Source organism: Streptomyces sp. NPDC030840, from assembly GCF_055572015.1.
Genome location: NZ_JBVIEE010000006.1, coordinates 162,763 through 180,317, shown reverse-complemented (window position 1 = coordinate 180,317; position 17,555 = coordinate 162,763). Strand labels below are relative to the sequence as shown.

The following is a 17,555-nucleotide window of genomic DNA, read 5'->3' as shown; positions in this document are numbered from 1 at the left end:
CGCCCGTGTCGAAAGAGACGAAGACAAGGGAGCGCCGCGACCGCGGGCTGAGGAACGTCGACACGGGCACAGAGCGCCCTCAGCCACAGGCGCAAAAAGAAAGGGACCGGCCGTGGCTGATGCGCACGTATGCCGGGCACTCCACGGCCGAGGCGTCCAACGAGTTGTACCGGCGCAACCTCGCCAAGGGACAGACGGGTCTGTCGGTGGCGTTCGACCTGCCGACGCAGACCGGCTACGACCCCGACCACGTCCTCGCCCGCGGCGAGGTCGGCCGGGTCGGGGTTCCGGTCTCGCACCTCGGTGACATGCGCCGGCTGTTCCAGGACATCCCCCTGGAGCAGATGAACACCTCGATGACCATCAACGCCACGGCCATGTGGCTGCTGGCGCTCTACCAGGTCGTCGCGGAGGAGCAGGGCGCGGACATCACCAAGCTCCAGGGGACGACCCAGAACGACATCGTGAAGGAGTACCTGTCGCGGGGGACCCATGTCTTCCCGCCGGGTCCCTCCCTCCGTCTGACGACGGACATGATCGCGTACACGGTCTCCCACATCCCGAAGTGGAACCCCATCAACATCTGCAGCTACCACCTGCAGGAGGCGGGCGCCACGCCGGTCCAGGAGATCGCGTACGCGATGTCGACGGCCGTCGCGGTGCTGGACGCCGTCCGTGACTCGGGGCAGGTGCCGCAGGAGCGCATGGGCGACGTCGTCGGCCGCATCTCCTTCTTCGTGAACGCCGGCGTGCGCTTCATCGAGGAGATGTGCAAGATGCGGGCGTTCGGGCGGATATGGGACCGGATCACCCGCGAGCGCTACGGCATCGAGGACCCCAGGCACCGGCGCTTCCGGTACGGCGTCCAGGTGAACTCGCTCGGCCTGACGGAGGCTCAGCCCGAGAACAACGTCCAGCGCATCGTGCTGGAGATGCTGGCGGTGACGCTGTCGAAGGACGCCCGCGCGCGTGCCGTGCAGCTTCCCGCCTGGAACGAGGCGCTGGGCCTCCCCCGGCCCTGGGACCAGCAGTGGTCGCTGCGCATCCAGCAGGTCCTCGCGCACGAGAGCGACCTGCTGGAGTACGAGGACATCTTCGAGGGCTCGCACGTCATCGAGGCGAAGGTCTCCGAGCTGGTCGAGGAGTCGTTCGCCGAGATCGAGCGGATCCAGGAGATGGGCGGCGCGATGGCCGCCGTCGAGTCGGGCTACCTGAAGTCGCAGCTCGTCGCCTCGCACGCCGAGCGCCGGGCCCGGATCGAGTCGGGCCAGGAGAGGATCGTCGGCGTCAACATCTTCGAGACGACCGAGCCGAACCCGCTGACGGCCGATCTGGACACCGCGGTCCACACGGTCGACCCGGCGGTCGAGGAGCGTGTCGTGCGAGCCCTGAAGGACTGGCGCGACACCCGCTACCAGCCACCCTTCAACCACCCGCGCCCCTGCAAGGCGCTGGAACGTCTGAAGGAGGCCGCCAAGGGCACGGAGAACCTGATGGAGGCCACCCTGGAGTGCGCCCGTGCCGGGGTCACGACCGGTGAGTGGGCCGGGGCGCTGCGGGAGGTGTTCGGGGAGTTCCGGGCACCGACCGGCGTCTCCTCCGCGCCGGTGGCCGTTCCCGCGGAAGAGGGCTCCACGTTGAGCGAGGTGCGCCGCAAGGTGGACCTGACGGCTCAGGACCTCGGCGTGGGCAAGCTCCGCTTCCTGGTCGGCAAGCCCGGTCTGGACGGTCACTCCAACGGGGCCGAGCAGATCGCCGTACGGGCCCGGGACGCGGGCTTCGAGGTGGTGTACCAGGGCATCCGGCTGACCCCCGAGCAGATCGTGGACGCGGCCCTCGCCGAGGACGTGCACGCGGTCGGCCTGTCCATCCTGTCCGGCTCGCACGCGCAGCTCGTGCCGGACGTGCTGGAGCGGCTGCGGGAGGCCGGCGCGCCCGACATCCCGGTGATCGCCGGCGGGATCATCCCGAACGGCGACGCCGAGCAGCTCAGGGCCGCGGGAGTGGCCGCGGTCTTCACCCCGAAGGACTTCGACATCACCGGGATCATCGGCCGTATCGTCGACGAGATCCGCAAGGCCAACAAGCTCGACCCCCTGGAGGTCCCCGCATGACCAGCCCTGTTCCCCAGGTCAACCGTCTTCGGCCACGGCGCTCCTGCCTGGCCGTACCGGGCTCGAACCCGCGCTTCCTGGAGAAGGCCCAGGGTCTCCCGGCGGACCAGGTCTTCCTCGACCTGGAGGACGCCTGCGCCCCGCTCGCCAAGCCCGAGGCGCGGCACACGATCGTGAAGTTCCTCAACGAGGGCGACTGGACCGGCAAGACGCGGGTCGTGCGGGTCAACGACTGGACGACCGAATGGACGTACCGGGACGTCGTCACGGTCGTCGAGGGCGCGGGGCAGAACCTGGACTGCATCATGCTGCCGAAGGTGCAGGACGCCCAGCAGGTCGTCGCCCTGGACCTGCTGCTCACCCAGATCGAGAAGACGATGGGCTTCGAGGTCGGGCGGATCGGCATCGAGGCCCAGATCGAGAACGCGCAGGGCCTGAACAACGTCAACGAGATCGCGCAGGCCTCCCCGCGCGTCGAGACCATCATCTTCGGCCCGGCCGACTTCATGGCGTCCATCAACATGAAGTCGCTGGTCGTGGGCGAGCAGCCGCCCGGCTACCCGGCGGACGCCTACCACTACATCCTGATGAAGATCCTGATGGCCGCCCGCGCCAACAACCTGCAGGCGATCGACGGCCCCTACCTGCAGATCCGCAACGTCGACGGCTACCGCGAGGTCGCCCGGCGCGCCGCCGCCCTCGGCTTCGACGGCAAGTGGGTGCTCCACCCGGGTCAGGTCGAGGCGTCCAACGAGATCTTCTCCCCCTCTCAGGAGGACTACGACCACGCCGAGCTGATCCTGGACGCGTACGAGTACTGCACGTCAGAGGCGGGCGGCAAGAAGGGCTCGGCGATGCTCGGCGACGAGATGATCGACGAGGCCAGCCGCAAGATGGCACTGGTCATCGCGGGAAAGGGACGCGCCGCCGGCATGCGGCGCACCAGCAAGTTCGAGATCCCGGAGGCATGAGGCGATGCAGTTCGGGCGCACCTACGAGGAGTTCGAGGTCGGGGCGGTCTACAAGCACTGGCCCGGCAAGACGGTCACGGAGTACGACGACCACCTCTTCTGCCTCCTCACCATGAACCACCACCCGCTCCACATGGACACCAACTACGCGGAGAAGACGACGGACTTCGGCAAGAACGTCGTCGTGGGGAACTACATCTACTCGCTGCTGCTCGGCATGTCCGTACCGGACATCTCCGGCAAGGCCATCGCCAACCTGGAGATCGAGTCGCTCAAGCACGTGGCACCGACCTTCCACGGCGACACGATCTACGGCGAGACGACCGTGCTCCACAAGTGGCCCTCCAAGTCGAAGAACGACCGCGGCATCGTGCACGTGGAGACCAAGGGCTACAAGCAGGACGGCACGCTGGTCTGCGTGTTCCGCCGCAAGGTGATGGTGCCGACCGAGACGTACATCAAGGAGCGCGGCGGCGAGCAGCCTGGCCGGCCCGAACTCAGGGAGCAGGAGAAGTAGCCATGGCACGACTCGCCCAGACCCACGGTCTGACCGACGTCCAGCAGGAGATCCTGTCCACCGTGCGGGACTTCGTGGACAAGGAGATCATCCCGGTCGCCACCGAGCTGGAGCACCGCGACGAGTACCCGCAAGCGATCGTCGACGGCCTCAAGGAGTTGGGCCTCTTCGGGCTGATGATCCCCGAGGAGTACGGCGGTCTGGGCGAGTCGCTCCTCACGTACGCGCTGTGCGTGGAGGAGATCGCCCGCGGGTGGATGTCGGTGTCCGGCATCATCAACACGCACTTCATCGTGGCGTACATGCTCAAGCAGCACGGCACGCAGGAGCAGAAGGACTACTTCCTGCCGAAGATGGCACTCGGTGAGATCCGGGGCGCCTTCTCGATGTCGGAGCCGGGGCTGGGTTCCGATGTGTCGGCCATCACATCGAAGGCGGTGAAGGACGGTGACGAGTACGTTCTGAACGGCCAGAAGATGTGGCTCACGAATGGCGGAACGTCAACCCTGGTTGCCGTACTCGTCCGAAGTGACGAAGGACACCCCGAGGGCACGGCGCCCCACAAGTCGATGACGACCTTCCTCGTGGAGAAGGAGCCCGGCTTCGGCGAGGTCCGCCCCGGACTCACCATCCCCGGGAAGATCGACAAGATGGGCTACAAGGGTGTCGACACGACCGAACTCATCATGGACGGACTGCGCATTCCGGCCAATCGTGTACTCGGCGGCGTCACCGGCCGAGGGTTTTACCAAATGATGGACGGTGTCGAGGTCGGGCGGGTGAATGTGGCGGCCCGTGGTTGCGGCGTCGCCCAGCGTGCGTTCGAACTGGGTGTCGGCTACGCGCAGCAGCGGCATACCTTCGGTAAGCAGATCGCCCAGCATCAGGCCATTCAGTTCAAGCTGGCGGAGATGGCTACCAAGGTCGAGGCCGCTCATGCGATGATGGTCAACGCAGCTCGCAAAAAGGACTCGGGCGAACGAAACGACCTCGAAGCAGGGATGGCCAAGTACCTGGCCTCCGAGTACTGCAAAGAGGTCGTGGAGGACGCTTTCCGGATCCACGGCGGCTACGGCTTCTCCAAGGAGTACGAGATCGAGCGCCTCTACCGTGAGGCACCGATGCTGCTGATCGGTGAAGGTACCGCCGAAATCCAGAAAATGATCATTGGACGCAGGCTGCTCGAAGAGTATCGGTTCCAGGGCTAGACGTCCGTTTAGGGGTGTTTTCTTCGAGAAGAAGATCACACCCCGTGAACGGTCTTCTGTCGCCGACTCGGCTTCCTGGCTTGCCCAGTTGTGGCCCGCGACCGGTACGATCCCGGAAAGCCGCCGTCCCCAGTCACCGCGCGGCATCATCCGCTACGAAGGTCATCCATGCCCCACAGCCAAACCTCTGCACCACGCGACAGGTTTTCTGGTGTACGCCTCGCGCGCGGAGCATCGCCGTGGCTTCTCCCGACCGTCGCCACCGCAGCCCTCAGCCTGACCCGCGCGCGCCGCTCCGGCGCCGCCAGGGCCGTGGCCGTACCCGCCACCGCGCTCGCGGCCGGCATGCTGTGGTTCTTCCGCGACCCCGAGCGCGAGATCGCCCAGGGCCGGGTCATCTCCCCCGCCGACGGTGTGGTGCAGAGCATCATGCCGTGGAAGGACGGACGGACCCGCGTCGCGATCTTCATGAGCCCGCTGAACGTCCACGTCAACCGCGCGCCGCTCTCCGGCACGGTCACGTCGGTCGAGCACATCCCCGGTGGGTTCGTTCCGGCGTTCAACAAGGAGAGCGAGAACAACGAGCGCGTCGTCTGGCACTTCGACACCGAACTCGGTGACATCGAGATGGTCCAGATCGCCGGCGCGGTCGCTCGACGGATCGTCCCGTACGTCCCGCAGGGCACGAAGGTCGAGCAGGGCGACCGCATCGGGCTGATCCGCTTCGGCTCGCGCGTCGACATCTACCTCCCCGAGGGCGTCGAGGTCGCGGTCGAGGTCGGGCAGAAGACCGTGGCTGGGGTGACTCGCATTGACCGTGATTGATCCCGAGACACAGGCCGGCTGGGTGCCGGACGCGGAGGACGACGACGAGGAGGAGATGCCGCTGTCGCTGCGCCTGTCGATAGCGGACACTCTGACGCTCGGCAACGCCACATGCGGCTTCATGGCGGTGTACTTCACCACCACCGGCATCCTGATCCCCCACCTCACCGACAGCCAGGAATCCGGCATGGCCCGCAACAGCGCGGCCACGGCGGTCATCCTGATGCTGTGCGCGGCGGTCTTCGACCTGTTCGACGGTCTGGTGGCGCGCAAGCTGCGCTCCTCCCCCATGGGCGCGGAGCTGGACAACCTCTCCGACCTGATCAGCTTCGGCCTGGCGCCGGCGTACTTCGTGCTCGTCTACGGCATGGTGGCGGACGACGCGTACCAGCGGGTGGCGACGGTGGGGGCCGTCGTCGTGCTGTTGGCGGTGGTGCTCCGTCTCGCGCGGTTCTCGTGCGTGACGGTGAAGGACGGCACGTTCCAGGGCATGCCCTCACCGTTCGGCGCGCTGACGGTCGTCGCGATCATCCTGCTGGAGCTGCCCTTCGTGGCGACGCTCCTCGCGATCCTGGGCACGGCGTGGCTGATGGTGAGCCGGGTGGAGTACCCGAAGCCGCGGGGGCGCCTCGCGGGGGCGATGCTCTCCTGGATCGTGCTGAGCATGGGGCTGCTGGCGGCCTGGGCCTTCGGCGCGCCCGGTGGGCAGCTGCTGCTCCAGACGGGCTGTGCGCTGCAGCTGGTCATGGGAGCGGTGATTCCGTTGTTCGCCACGGCTCGCCGGGTGAACAACTTCCGTGGCAATAGGCGGGAGGCTCGGGCGGCGCAGCTGCCGTAGCCGTCCCGGCGGACGCGTTGTGACGAGGGCCCGAACCGTTTCGGTTCGGGCCCTCGTCGTGTCCTGGGGGCTCCGGTGGGGATGTGCTGGTGGGTCGTGTGCGGGTGGGTGGGGGCTGGTCGCGCAGTTCCCCGCGCCCCTTGAAAGACGTGCAGCCCCCGGCCGGGAGATGTCAGCGCCGCCCGCACAAATCCAGCCCCTTGGGGGCACCTCCCAGCGGTAGCTGGGGGAGTCTGAGGAGCGGGGTCCGGGGCGGAGCCCCGGGGATGGGACGGGAAGGGGCGGCGGGGGCGAGAACAACCCGTGGGCGCCCCCTCGTCAGAGCAACAGCTCCCGTGCGATCCGTTCCGCCACCGACTCCAGGATCGGACCCGCGTCGGAGACGCACCGCTGGATGTCGGGCTCAGCCTCCGTCAGGGGGTAGGCGCGACGGATGCCGGCAACGGCCAGCGCGTCCGGGGACAGCGCGAGGCGGCCGCAGACCGCGACGACATCCTTCCCCGCGGCACGGGCGGCCGCGGCCACGCCGGCCGGGGCCTTGCCGTGGAGGGTCTGCTCGTCGAGGGAGCCCTCGCCGGTGATCACCAGATCCGCCCGCTGCAGCGCGGGCGCGAAGCCCAGGACGTCGAGCATGACCTCGATGCCAGGACGGAACGCGGCGCCGAGGATCAGCGCCCCGTAGCCGATGCCGCCCGCGGCACCCGCGCCCGGCGCGGAGGCGTACTCGGCCGCCCGCGCGCCGATCACCTGCCCCAGGACCTCGGCGAAGTGCCCCAGCGCGGCGTCCAGCACCGCCACGTCGTCCGCGGTCGCCCCCTTCTGCGGCCCGTACACGGCGGGCGCGCCCTTGGGCCCGGTCAGCGGATTGTCCACGTCGCTGGCCAGCACGAACTCGATGCCGGCGAGCCGGGGGTCGAGGCCCGACAGATCGGCGGTGGCCAGGCCGCCCAGGCCCCCGCCGCCCGGCCCCACGGGCTCTCCCCCGGCGTCGAGGAAGCGCGCCCCGAGCGCGGCGAGCATGCCCGAGCCGCCGTCCGTGGTGGCGCTCCCGCCCACGCCGAACACGATCGTCCGCGCCCCCGCGTCCAGCGCGGCCCGCAGCAGCTCGCCCGATCCGTAGGTCGTCGCCGTCAGCGGTGCGAAGACCCCGGCGGGCAGCCGTTGCAACCCGCTGGCCTCGGCCATCTCGACCACGGCCGTGTCGCCGCGCAGCGCGTACGCCGCGGTGACGGGCTCGCCGAGGGGCCCGGTGACCCGTACCTCGCGGCGCTCGAAACCGGCCGCGACCGCCGCGGCCACCGTTCCGTCGCCGCCGTCGGCCACGGGCAGCGCCTCGATCCCGGCCTCCGGCACGACCCGGCGCAGTCCCGCCGTCACCCGCTCGGCGACCTGTACGGCCGTCAGTGATCCCTTGAACTTGTCCGCGGCGATCAGCACCCGCGCAGTTCCCGTCACCTGCATTCCCCTCGCTTCCGGGCCTTGCGCACGTCAAGGCAGTCGCGCCGCAGTGACCCTAACCGGTCACGAGGGCCGCTGCCCAGGGCGGGCGTACCGGGCAGCCGGCGCCGGACAGAGGCCACCGGGCAGACGGCACCGCGCCGGGACTCACTCCGGGACGGAGGCCCCGCTGTGGTCGTACAGCTGGTGCGTCATGGTGTTGCCCTTGCCGCTGGGCATGCTGATGTGTTCCATCACGTCCTCCAGGAGGTCGACGTCCCCCGTGAGGACGTGGACGTCACCGGACCGGACGACAGGCTCGGCGGCTGCCGCCTGGACCGGGGCGGCGGCGAACAGGGCCGCGAGGGACGAGGCCGCGAGCAGGGTCGTACGGGTCATCGGGGTCATGACACTCCTGGCGCAGAGAACGGACGGTTTCCGCCCGGAACCAAACGGACGCCCGGAAGTAAACCAGACGAACATCTCATGCTGTCGTGGACGTGGACGAAGGTTGACGGCGGTCGCGTACGGAGATTGACGTTGGCGGCGATCGAGCACGGACACGGACGCGGCGAACCGCGCCTCCGGCCGGGCGGAACCGCGCCGGATTCGGTAAACCGGACGTATGACCCCTGTGGGCACTGACCTCGCCGACCGCGTCCTCGGGGGCTGGCTCGGCCGGATCGCGGGCAACATGCTCGGCAAGCCGGTCGAGCAGGGCGACCACTGGACGCGGGACCGAATCGACCGCTATCTGCGGCAGGCCGAGGCCCTGCCGCTCACCGACTACCTGCCCGAGCCCCTCAGCGAGAGCGACGGCCTCGAACTCCGTCCGGAGTGGCGCAGTTGCGTGCGCGGCCACATCCACGGCAGCTGCCGCGACGACGACGTGGACTACGCCATCCTCGGCCTCGACCTGCTGGAGACGTACGGCTTCGGGTTCAGCACCGAGCAGGTCGGCGACCTGTGGCTGCTGCGGCTGCCGTACCTCCAGACGTTCACGGCGGAACGGGCGGCCTACCGCAACCTCGCGAACGGGCTCAAGCCGCCGCTCACCGCCACGTACGACAACCCCTACCAGGAGTGGATCGGCGCCCTGATCCGCGCCGACGTCTACGGGTGGACCAGCCCCGGCGTGCCGCGCCGCGCGGCCTCGCTGGCCCGCCGGGACGCGGTCCTGTCGCACACCGGCAACGGCGTGTACGGCGCGATGTGGGCGGCCGCGCTCATCGCCGCCGCGTTCACCGAGCCGACCGCCCGCGCGGCCGTCGACACCGCGCTCACGGTGATCCCGGCGAGCAGCCGCCTGGCCCGTACGGTGCGCCGGGTCCTCTCGCTCCACGAGACGGGACTGAGCTGGGAGGACACCCTGGCCACCCTGACCGAGGAGACCTACGGCCTCGGCTGGATCCACACGATCCCCAACGCCGCCGTCCTCACCGCCGGCCTCCTGTACGGCGAGAACGACTTCACCCGCACGATCACCCTCACCGTCCGCGGAGGCCTCGACACCGACTCGAACGGTGCCACAGCGGGCTCGGTGGCCGGCGTTCTGTGCGGCGCCGAGCTGATCCCCCCGCAGTGGAAGGACCCTCTGGAGGACACGGTCCGCAGCGCGGTGTTCGGTTTCGACGGAGCACGGATCAGTGAACTGGCCGAGCGGACACTGCGGTTGGCGGAGGCGGCGGACTGAGGGCGACCGGGTTCGCGGACGCGCGCCCCGGACTGATTCCCTTCGCCCCCTCTCGCGCCCCGGTGGGGCCGACGCGGCTCGTTACCCTTCCCGGATGAGCACTCCAGACTTCGCCGCGTACATCGCGAGCCTCCCCCGCGTCCTCGCGGGGGCCGCCGCGCTCTTCCGGGACGCCGAGGGGCGTGTGCTGCTCGTGGAGCCCAACTACCGGGAGGGGTGGGCGCTTCCCGGGGGCACCATCGAGTCGGACACCGGCGAGACCCCACGCCAGGGCGCGCGGCGTGAGACCGCCGAGGAGATCGGGCTGGACATCGAGCCGGGCCGCCTGCTCGCCGTGGACTGGGTGCACGGAACGGCCAGGCCGCCGCTGGTGGCGTACCTGTACGACGGCGGGGTCCTCGGCGAGGACGACCTCAAGGCGATCCGCCTCCAGGAGGAGGAACTGCTGTCCTGGCGGATGGTGGAGCCGGACGAGCTGGCCACCTACCTGCCCGGCGCCCTGGGCCGCCGCGTGCGCACCGCGCTGGAGGTACTGGCCGAGAACGCGGGGACGGCCGAGCTGGAGAACGGCAACCGGGTGCACTGAGCCGCTTGTCGACACACCGTCCCTCGACCGGGTTGAGACGGGCGGGGGGACGGGTGGGAGGAGAGTGACTCAGGTATAGGAAAGTTCAAACAGGTGCCGGGAATGGCTGACTGGCCGACGGTCCAGCCTCTAGGGTGCATCCAGACCCTGTCCGGGCGATCCCGCCCCACTGCGCCTGGCCCCGGAACCGGGGGCGACACTCCGGATGCCGGGCCCGGGGCGGGCCGATTCTCGCCCGTCATCACCGAGAACAGGCAGCGCAGGTCATGGAACCACTGGACTCAGACGACCCCGAGCAGCTAGGTCCCCACCGTCTTCTGGCACGGCTCGGCGCGGGGGGCATGGGTCGGGTCTATCTGGCCGCCTCCCCGGACGGGCGTACCGTCGCGGTCAAGGCGATCCGCCCCGAAATGATGGGAGACGGGGGCTTCCGCCTCCGCTTCCGCCGTGAGGTGGCGGCGGCGACGGCGGTCGGCGGCAGGTACACCGCCGCCGTGGTGGACGCCGATCCGGAGGCCGCCACGCCCTGGCTCGCCACCGAGTACATCCCCGGCCCGACGCTGGCCGACGCGGTCGCCGAGCACGGACCGCTTCCGGTGGAATCGGTGCTCGCGCTGGGCGCCGGTATGGCCGAGGCGCTGATCGCCGTGCAGGCCGCCGGGCTGGTGCACCGCGACCTGAAGCCGTCCAACGTACTGCTCGCCGCCGACGGCCCACGCGTCATCGACTTCGGCATCGTCCGGGCCACCGACGGCTACGACCTCACCCGTTCCGGTGCCCTGTTCGGGTCCTTCGCGTACATGTGCCCCGAGCAGGCCACGGGGGACCCGATGGGGCCGGAGGGGGACATCTTCTCCCTGGGGTCGGTGCTCGCGTTCGCCGCGTCCGGCCACGCGCCGTTCAGCGGCTCCGCGGCGGCCACGCTCCTGTACAACGTCGTGCACGGCACGCCCGACCTGGCGGACGTGCCCGAGCCGCTGGACAAGATCATCAGCCTCTGTCTCGCCCGGGACCCGCGGCTTCGGATCACTCCGGACAAGCTGTCGGCGGCCTGCGCGCCCGGTGGGGCGGAGCAGGTGACGGGGGACGGCTGGCTGCCCGCGCCGGTGGTCGCCTCGATCGCCCTGCGTACGGCCGCCGTGACGGCCCTCACCGCCCCGCGGCGTGGCCCGGTCACGGCACCCGCCGTCGCGGACGGCTCGGTGCCTCCCGTGTACGGCCAGGCCTGGGACAGCCCCGCCGCCGCGCCGCAGCCGCAGCCGCAGCCGCAGGCCTACGATCCCGGCGTCACCGACCGTACGGACGGGGTGCGGGCCGTCGCCGAACCGCCGGGACCGGGCTCCTCCTCCTTCCCACCGCCCGAGGAACCGGGACCGTACCGCTCCCCCTCCTCCGGGCATCGCCGCGTCCTCGCACGGCCCGGTCTCTCCCGGCGCGGGGTCCTCGCCGCCTCCGCGGGCGCCACGGCCGCGGTCGTCGCCGGCACGGCCCTGCTCATCAGCCGTGGCGAGGAGACGCAGGGGCAGTCTGTGGAGCCGCTCGGCCCCGCTCCGAAACCGCTGTGGACCTACCGGGGCGGTCCGCTGCTGCAGGCACCGGCCGTCTTCAACGACGGCACGGCCCTGGTGAAGAGCCGCCAGGGCGATCTGGTCTGCCTCGATCTCAGGGACGGCTCGCGGCCCAAGTGGGCCTACCAGGGCATCAGCCAGTCCCCCACCCCGGCCGTCCTGGCCTTCGGCGCGGCGGTCGCACTGGGCGAGGGCGCGACGGTGATCGGGGTCGACCCGGCCAGTGGCAGGGAGCGTTTCACACTCGATTTCGGCGAGGACTACCGGTTCGACACGCTGCTCGGCAGCTACAGCGACAGCGTCCTGTCCATCATCGGGCTCCGGCTGGAGCGCCGGTCCGACGAGCAGGGCGTGGCGACGTCCACGAACACGGTCTTCGGCGTCGACCTCGAGGGGCGCCGGGCCGACGTCATCCCCATCAGCCCGGAGGACGTCGGCATCACCCTGACCCCCGTGATCATCCCCGGCTACTTCGTCTACGCCGACGGCTTGCGCAACGTGACCGCCCGGCGCACCGACGACGACGGCTCCGTCCGGTGGAAGCACGCCGTCGGCTACGACCTCCGTCCGGGGCTCGCCGTGCTCGGCCGCACGGTGTTCGCCGTCGGCCGCGAACTCATGGCGCTGAACCTCGCCACCGGCAGGACCCGCTGGCGGGTGCGGGCCGGGCGCGGCCAGTTCGCCTCCCTCGGCGTCTTCGGCAGCACGGTGTACGTCACCGGTACCGACCCCTACGGCGTGTACGCCTTCAACGCGGCGAACGGCTCCAGGCGCTGGTTCTGCCCGACCCCCGGCCTCCACGTCGAGGCACCGGTCACCGTGGGTCCTGGCGCGGTCTTCGTCCACGCCCTGAGGAACAAGGACGGCTTCTACGCGATCGACGCCGCCCGGGGCAAGCTGCTGTGGAACTTCACCGACGGCCGGGAGACCGGCGTCAACGACTGGCAGCTCGCCTGCGACGACGCGGGGCACCTGGTGGCCCAGCACTTCGACCGCGCGTACGGCCTGCCGGCTTCCTGAACCGGCCGCGGAGGGGCGCGCACGGATATCCGTTCGCCCCGCGCGGGCGCGCGTCCTACTCTCGGGCCCATGAGGAAGCCCCTTGTCGCCCTGCTCAGTGGCGCAGGCATCTCCACCGATTCCGGTATCCCTGACTACCGCGGCCCGAACGGGCTGTGGCGGCGGGATCCCGAGGCCGAGAAGCTGGTGACGTACGACTACTACATGCGCGACCCGGAGATCCGGCGGCGTTCGTGGCAGATGCGGCGGAAGAACCAGGTACTGCGTGCCGAGCCGAACGCGGCGCACCGGGCCGTGGCCGAACTGGAGCGGTCCGGGGTGCCGGTGCGGGTGATCACGCAGAACGTGGACGGACTGCACCAGCTCGCCGGGATGCCCGCCCGCAAGGTGCTCGAACTGCACGGCACCGCGCGGACCGTCGTGTGCACGAAGTGCCAAGCGAAGGTGCCCACGGAGGACGCGCTCGCGCGGGTCGAGGCCGGGGAGGCCGATCCGCCGTGCCTGGAGTGCGGCGGGATCCTGAAGACGGCGACGGTGATGTTCGGCCAGCGGCTCGACCCCGAGGTGCTGGGCGAGGCGGTCGCGATCACCAAGGCGTGCGAGGTGTTCATCGCCGTGGGCTCCAGTCTCCAGGTCCAGCCCGCCGCGGGGCTCGCCGGTGTCGCCGCCGACCACGGGGCACGGCTGATCATCGTCAATGCCGAGCCGACGCCGTACGACGACCGCGCGGACGAGGTGGTGCGGGAGCCGATCGGGACCGCCCTGCCGGAGGTGCTGCGTAGGATCAGCACCGGGAGCGACTGAGCGGCCGGGGGGCGGGGGGAGTCGGGGAGGCTATGACCGGGAGGGGTGGGTGACGCGGATCTTGGACTGGCCGTGCGGGAGTTTCTCCCAGTCCTCCATGAAGCGGGCCGCGAGGCCGTGTCTGGCGGCCAGGGCGACGAGGGTCTCGGTGCGGTAGTAGAAGTCCTCCCTCAGCACATGGTGTTCCCTGCCCTCGGTGCGGTCGAAGGTGAAGTCGAACCAGCCGCCCGGTGCGAGCACCCGGCCGACGTTGGCCAGGCACTGCTCGATGACGTCGAGCGGCGAGTGCGAGAACACGCTGTGCGCGTGGACCACGTCGAAGTGGGCGTCGGGCAGGAACCGGAGTGTCAGGTCACGGACGGGGGTGAGGGTGGGCAGCCGGTCCTGCAGTCCCATCTCCACGATCGTGTCCTGGGCGGCGGCCAGGATGTCCGGCGAGATGTCGATGCCGTAGTAGTGCCCGGGTTCCAGGTGGCGGATGAACCGCCAGCCGCCGCGCAGGTTGCCGCAGCCGATCTCCAGCATGCGGTGCTCGGGGCGCAGACCGTGTCCGATCAGGTAGTCGAACTGCATGGCCCCCAGTGCCAGCCACCGTTCCCTGCTGCCGCTGCCGACCGCCGCGTCGGGGTCGGCGCGGGTGTCGGAGCGCATGACCGCGCGGTAGTACGCGATGTGGTCCGGGTGGCGGTGGCGCAGCCACATGTCCCGGACGGCGCGCACCATGTGGCGCGGCACCCGGTCGGGGTGGCGCAGGGCGTAGGTGATGCGGTGCCCGAGGGCGGCCCGGTTGACGGTGACGTTCTTCCTGGTCGGCGGCACGTGGTTCGTCCTTCCCGAGGCGGCTGAGGTGGCTTGGGTGCTGTTCCCAGCGTGGGCGCACCGGTTGGGTTTCCGCCAGGCCAAGGTCCGGTCCGGGCGGACCGGCTGCGTGATTGCGCTGTTCGTGGTGCGCCTCGTGCAGGGGTGGAGGCGCCGTCGCCGTCAGAACAGGGCCGCGCCGCGTTCGAAGTCCAGCAGGCGCTGTTTGCGTTCCAGGCCGCCGCCGTATCCGGTGAGGCTGCCGTCGGAGCCGACCACGCGGTGGCAGGGGACGATGATGCCGACGGGGTTCTTGCCGTTGGCGAGACCGACCGCGCGGGACGCCCCGCGGTTGCCGAGGGCGTCGGCGAGGTCGCCGTACGAGCGGGTCTCGCCGTACGGGATGCGGCGCAGTTGTTCCCACACGGAGCGCTGGAAGGGCGTGCCGGTGAGGTGGAGCGGGAGCGTGAACTCCTTCAACTCGCCCGCGAAGTAGGCGCGTAGTTGCTCGATGGCCTCGGCGAAGGGCGTGTCGTCGGGGTCTCCGAACGTGTCCTCCGGCGGGCGGTGACGCTGGCCCGTCATGTAGAGGCCGGACAGGACCCCGTCGGTGGCGACGAGAGTGAGAGGGCCGTACGGGCTGTCGGTGATCGTGTGCTGTTTCATCGGATGCCCCTTGGACTGACCGGTCAGACGGGGAGGAAGTTGATCGGGTGGCTCTCGGTGGCCCACAGGTACTGGACCGCGTACGCCCGCCAGGGTCGCCAGGCCGCCGCGCGGGCCGTGAGCGCGGCCGGAGTCGACGGCAGCCCCAGCTCCTGTGCGGCGCGCCGGATACCGAGGTCGGTGGGGAGGAACGCGTCGGGGTCGCCGAGGGCGCGCATCGCGATGACGTCGGCCGTCCAGGGGCCGAAGCCGGGCAGCGAGAGCAGCCTGGCGCGCGTCTCCTCCCAGTCGCTGTCGACGCCCAGGTGGAGGGTGCCGTCGGCGAGTTGGCGGACGAGCGTGGTGAACGTCGTGCGGCGGGTCCGGGGCATCGCGAGGGACTCGGGGTCGAGGCCCGCGAGCGCGTCCGGTGAGGGGAACAGGTGGGTGAGGCCGCCCTCGGGGTCGTCCACCCGATCGCCGTGTGCGGTGACCAGGCGGGCGGCGTGGGTGCGGGCGGCGGCCGTGGAGACCTGTTGCCCGAGCACGGCCCGTACGGCGAACTCGGCCTCGTCGACGGTACGCGGTACCCGGCGGCCCGGGGCCTTGTCGACCAGCGGCGCCAGCACCGGGTCCTCGCGCAGTTGGTCGTCCACCGCCACCGGGTCGGCGTCCAGGTCGAGCATGCGACGGCAGCGGCTGATGGCGACGGGCAGGTCGCGCAGGTCGCTGAGGGTCAGGCGGCAGGCGATGTGGTCCGGGGCGGGGGTGAGTCCGACGATGCCGTGGCCGTACGGGAGGCGCAGGGTGCGGCGGTACGCGCCGTCGCGCCACTCCTCGACGCCGGGTACGGCGGTGGCGGCGAGGTGACCGAAGAGGTTGTCGGGGTTGAGCGGGGCCCGGAACGGGAGGCGCAGGGCCAGCACGCCCGGGGTTCCGGTGGCGTGGCCGGCCGGGGCGGGGAGGGCGCCGGGCTTCTTGGTGGCCCGCTCGCGCAGGTCGCTCGGTGACAGCGCGAAGACCTCCCGCACGGTGTCGTTGAAGGTGCGGACCGAGGCGAACCCGGCCGCGAACGCGATCCGAGCCATCGGCAGCGCGGTCGTCTCGATGAGGAGCCGCGCGGTCTGCGCCCGCTGCGCCCTGGCGAGCGCGAGCGGCCCCGCGCCCAGTTCCGCGAGGAGTTGCCGCTCGATCTGCCGGGTGCTGTAGCCGAGCCGCCGGGCGAGCCCGGGGACGCCTTCGCGGTCCACGATCCCGTCCGCGACGAGCCGCATCGCGCGGGCCACGAGGTCGGCCCGCTGGTTCCACTCCGGCGAGCCCGGGCTGGTGTCCGGGCGGCACCGCTTGCACGCCCGGAACCCGGCCTGCTGGCAGGCCGCCGCGCTCGGGTAGAAGGTCATGTTCTCCGGCTTGGGCGGCACCACCGGGCAGCTCGGCCGGCAGTAGATCCCCGTGGTCAGGACGGCCGTGTAGACCCACCCGTCGAACCGCGCGTCCTTCGACTGCACGGCACGCACGCAGCGCTCGGTGTCGGTGTGCATTCCGTTCCGCATGGACCAAGGATCGGGGACGGGAGGGTGCCGTGGCTGGCAGGAATCCGACATCGAGGTGCGGCCCCGTAAGGGGCGCGGGGCTGCACCGGACATGCGGCTCCGCCGCGTGGGCGCGACCAGCCACGCAGCACCCGCAGCCGCCGAACCGCATGAACGCCTACGGTGCGACGGCCCTCCGCCACGCACTCTCACGGAGCAGCCGCAACCCGTTCAACCCCACCAACACGGTCGACCCCTCATGCCCGGCCACACCGAGCGGCAACGGCAGATGCCCGGCCAGGTCCCACACGACCAGCACGGCGATGCACACCCCGGCGATCACCAGGTTCTGGGCGACCAGCCGACGGGCCGCACGCGACAGCCGTACGACGGCGGGGATCGCCGTGAGCTCGTCACGCACCACGACGGCGTCCGCCGTCTCCAGCGCCAGGTCCGCCCCGGCACGCCCCATCGCCACACCGGAGTGGGCGGCGGCCAGCGCGGGCGCGTCGTTCTGCCGTCCCCGGCGAACAGCACCTTGCGCCCACCGCTCTGAAGGTCCCGTACGACATCCACCTTGCCCTCCGGCAGGAGACCGGCGCGCACATCGGTGATCCCGGTGTCCGCGGCCACCTGCGCGGCGGCGGCCCGGTTGTCGCCGGTGAGCAGGACGGGCGCCGTACCGGTGACGGCGGTCAGCGCGGAGACCGCCGCGGGGGCGTCGTGACGGAGGCGGTCGGTGAGGGTGAGGGTGCCGACGGGAACCCCGTCGCGTTCGACGAGGACCGTGGTCCCGTCGTCCTCCTCGCCGTGCTCCCCCGCGCGCCCGACCGACACCACGTGCTCCCCGACCGTGGCACTCACGCCCCGTCCGGGCACGGCCACGAAGTCCTTCGCGGGTGCGAGCCGCAGGCCCCGGGCTCGGGCCGCCGCCACGACGGCGCGCCCCCGCAGGGCGCGCAGTCCCTCAAGGGCGGGTTCCCAGCCTCCGGCCGCGTA

General features: G+C 70.9%; 15 protein-coding genes and 1 pseudogene. 10 read left to right on the top strand and 6 right to left on the bottom strand.

Annotated features, from left to right (window positions below; genetic code table 11):
* The first annotated feature begins 47 nt into the window (after nucleotides 1–47).
* From ACZ49J_RS16015 to pssA, 6 genes are all read left to right on the top strand, one after another.
* Nucleotides 48–2,114, top strand: a complete 2,067-nt coding sequence (locus ACZ49J_RS16015; RefSeq protein WP_467453252.1) for a protein meaA — start codon at nucleotides 48–50, stop codon at nucleotides 2,112–2,114.
* Complete coding sequence (locus ACZ49J_RS16010; RefSeq protein ID WP_467453065.1) at nucleotides 2,111–3,085, top strand: HpcH/HpaI aldolase/citrate lyase family protein; 975 nt, start codon at nucleotides 2,111–2,113, stop codon at nucleotides 3,083–3,085. The genes ACZ49J_RS16015 and ACZ49J_RS16010 overlap by 4 nt, the downstream gene beginning before the upstream one ends.
* 4 nt (nucleotides 3,086–3,089) lie before the next feature.
* A complete protein-coding gene (locus ACZ49J_RS16005) occupies nucleotides 3,090–3,602 on the top strand; it encodes a MaoC family dehydratase (protein ID WP_467453066.1) in 513 nt (170 codons plus the stop codon).
* Between the two features lie 2 nt (nucleotides 3,603–3,604).
* Nucleotides 3,605–4,810, top strand: coding sequence for an acyl-CoA dehydrogenase family protein (locus ACZ49J_RS16000; protein WP_467453068.1), 1,206 nt, complete (start codon nucleotides 3,605–3,607; stop codon nucleotides 4,808–4,810).
* A 168-nt stretch (nucleotides 4,811–4,978) separates the two neighbouring features.
* Nucleotides 4,979–5,635: a phosphatidylserine decarboxylase gene (locus ACZ49J_RS15995; protein ID WP_467453070.1), complete on the top strand. Its 657-nt coding sequence runs from the start codon at nucleotides 4,979–4,981 to the stop codon at nucleotides 5,633–5,635.
* Between the two features lie 55 nt (nucleotides 5,636–5,690).
* Entirely contained in the window at nucleotides 5,691–6,473 is a 783-nt protein-coding gene (pssA, locus tag ACZ49J_RS15990; RefSeq protein WP_467453253.1) for a CDP-diacylglycerol--serine O-phosphatidyltransferase, read from the top strand.
* A gap of 318 nt (nucleotides 6,474–6,791) precedes the next feature.
* On the opposite strand, the gene ACZ49J_RS15985 is transcribed toward pssA, so the two are convergent.
* A complete protein-coding gene (locus tag ACZ49J_RS15985; RefSeq protein ID WP_468349231.1) occupies nucleotides 6,792–7,934 on the bottom strand; it encodes a glycerate kinase in 1,143 nt (380 codons plus the stop codon).
* A gap of 144 nt (nucleotides 7,935–8,078) precedes the next feature.
* A complete protein-coding gene (locus tag ACZ49J_RS15980) occupies nucleotides 8,079–8,318 on the bottom strand; it encodes a hypothetical protein (RefSeq protein ID WP_467453072.1) in 240 nt (79 codons plus the stop codon).
* Nucleotides 8,319–8,535: 217 nt separating this feature from the next.
* Between ACZ49J_RS15980 and ACZ49J_RS15975 the strand changes: the two genes are divergently transcribed.
* From ACZ49J_RS15975 to ACZ49J_RS15960, 4 genes are all read left to right on the top strand, one after another.
* Nucleotides 8,536–9,603, top strand: coding sequence for an ADP-ribosylglycohydrolase family protein (locus ACZ49J_RS15975; protein ID WP_467453073.1), 1,068 nt, complete (start codon nucleotides 8,536–8,538; stop codon nucleotides 9,601–9,603).
* Between the two features lie 94 nt (nucleotides 9,604–9,697).
* On the top strand, nucleotides 9,698–10,189 hold the full coding sequence (locus ACZ49J_RS15970) for an NUDIX domain-containing protein (protein WP_467453075.1): 492 nt from the start codon (nucleotides 9,698–9,700) through the stop codon (nucleotides 10,187–10,189).
* Between the two features lie 341 nt (nucleotides 10,190–10,530).
* The gene (locus ACZ49J_RS15965; protein ID WP_467453076.1) at nucleotides 10,531–12,777 is read left to right on the top strand and encodes a protein kinase domain-containing protein; all 2,247 of its coding nucleotides are present in this window, start codon (nucleotides 10,531–10,533) and stop codon (nucleotides 12,775–12,777) included.
* A gap of 69 nt (nucleotides 12,778–12,846) precedes the next feature.
* On the top strand, nucleotides 12,847–13,581 hold the full coding sequence (locus tag ACZ49J_RS15960; protein WP_467453078.1) for an SIR2 family NAD-dependent protein deacylase: 735 nt from the start codon (nucleotides 12,847–12,849) through the stop codon (nucleotides 13,579–13,581).
* Nucleotides 13,582–13,611: 30 nt separating this feature from the next.
* Here the strand turns inward: ACZ49J_RS15960 and ACZ49J_RS15955 are convergent, their stop codons facing one another.
* The 4 genes and pseudogenes from ACZ49J_RS15955 to ACZ49J_RS15940 form a co-directional block, all read right to left on the bottom strand.
* On the bottom strand, nucleotides 13,612–14,400 hold the full coding sequence (locus ACZ49J_RS15955) for a class I SAM-dependent methyltransferase (protein ID WP_467453080.1): 789 nt from the start codon (nucleotides 14,398–14,400) through the stop codon (nucleotides 13,612–13,614).
* A 162-nt stretch (nucleotides 14,401–14,562) separates the two neighbouring features.
* Nucleotides 14,563–15,045, bottom strand: coding sequence for a methylated-DNA--[protein]-cysteine S-methyltransferase (locus ACZ49J_RS15950; RefSeq protein ID WP_467453081.1), 483 nt, complete (start codon nucleotides 15,043–15,045; stop codon nucleotides 14,563–14,565).
* A 23-nt stretch (nucleotides 15,046–15,068) separates the two neighbouring features.
* The gene (locus ACZ49J_RS15945; protein ID WP_467453254.1) at nucleotides 15,069–16,565 is read right to left on the bottom strand and encodes an AlkA N-terminal domain-containing protein; all 1,497 of its coding nucleotides are present in this window, start codon (nucleotides 16,563–16,565) and stop codon (nucleotides 15,069–15,071) included.
* A gap of 169 nt (nucleotides 16,566–16,734) precedes the next feature.
* Nucleotides 16,735–17,504 (bottom strand): annotated as a pseudogene (locus ACZ49J_RS15940) (HAD-IC family P-type ATPase); the annotation flags it as partial.
* Between the last annotated feature and the right edge of the window lie 51 nt (nucleotides 17,505–17,555).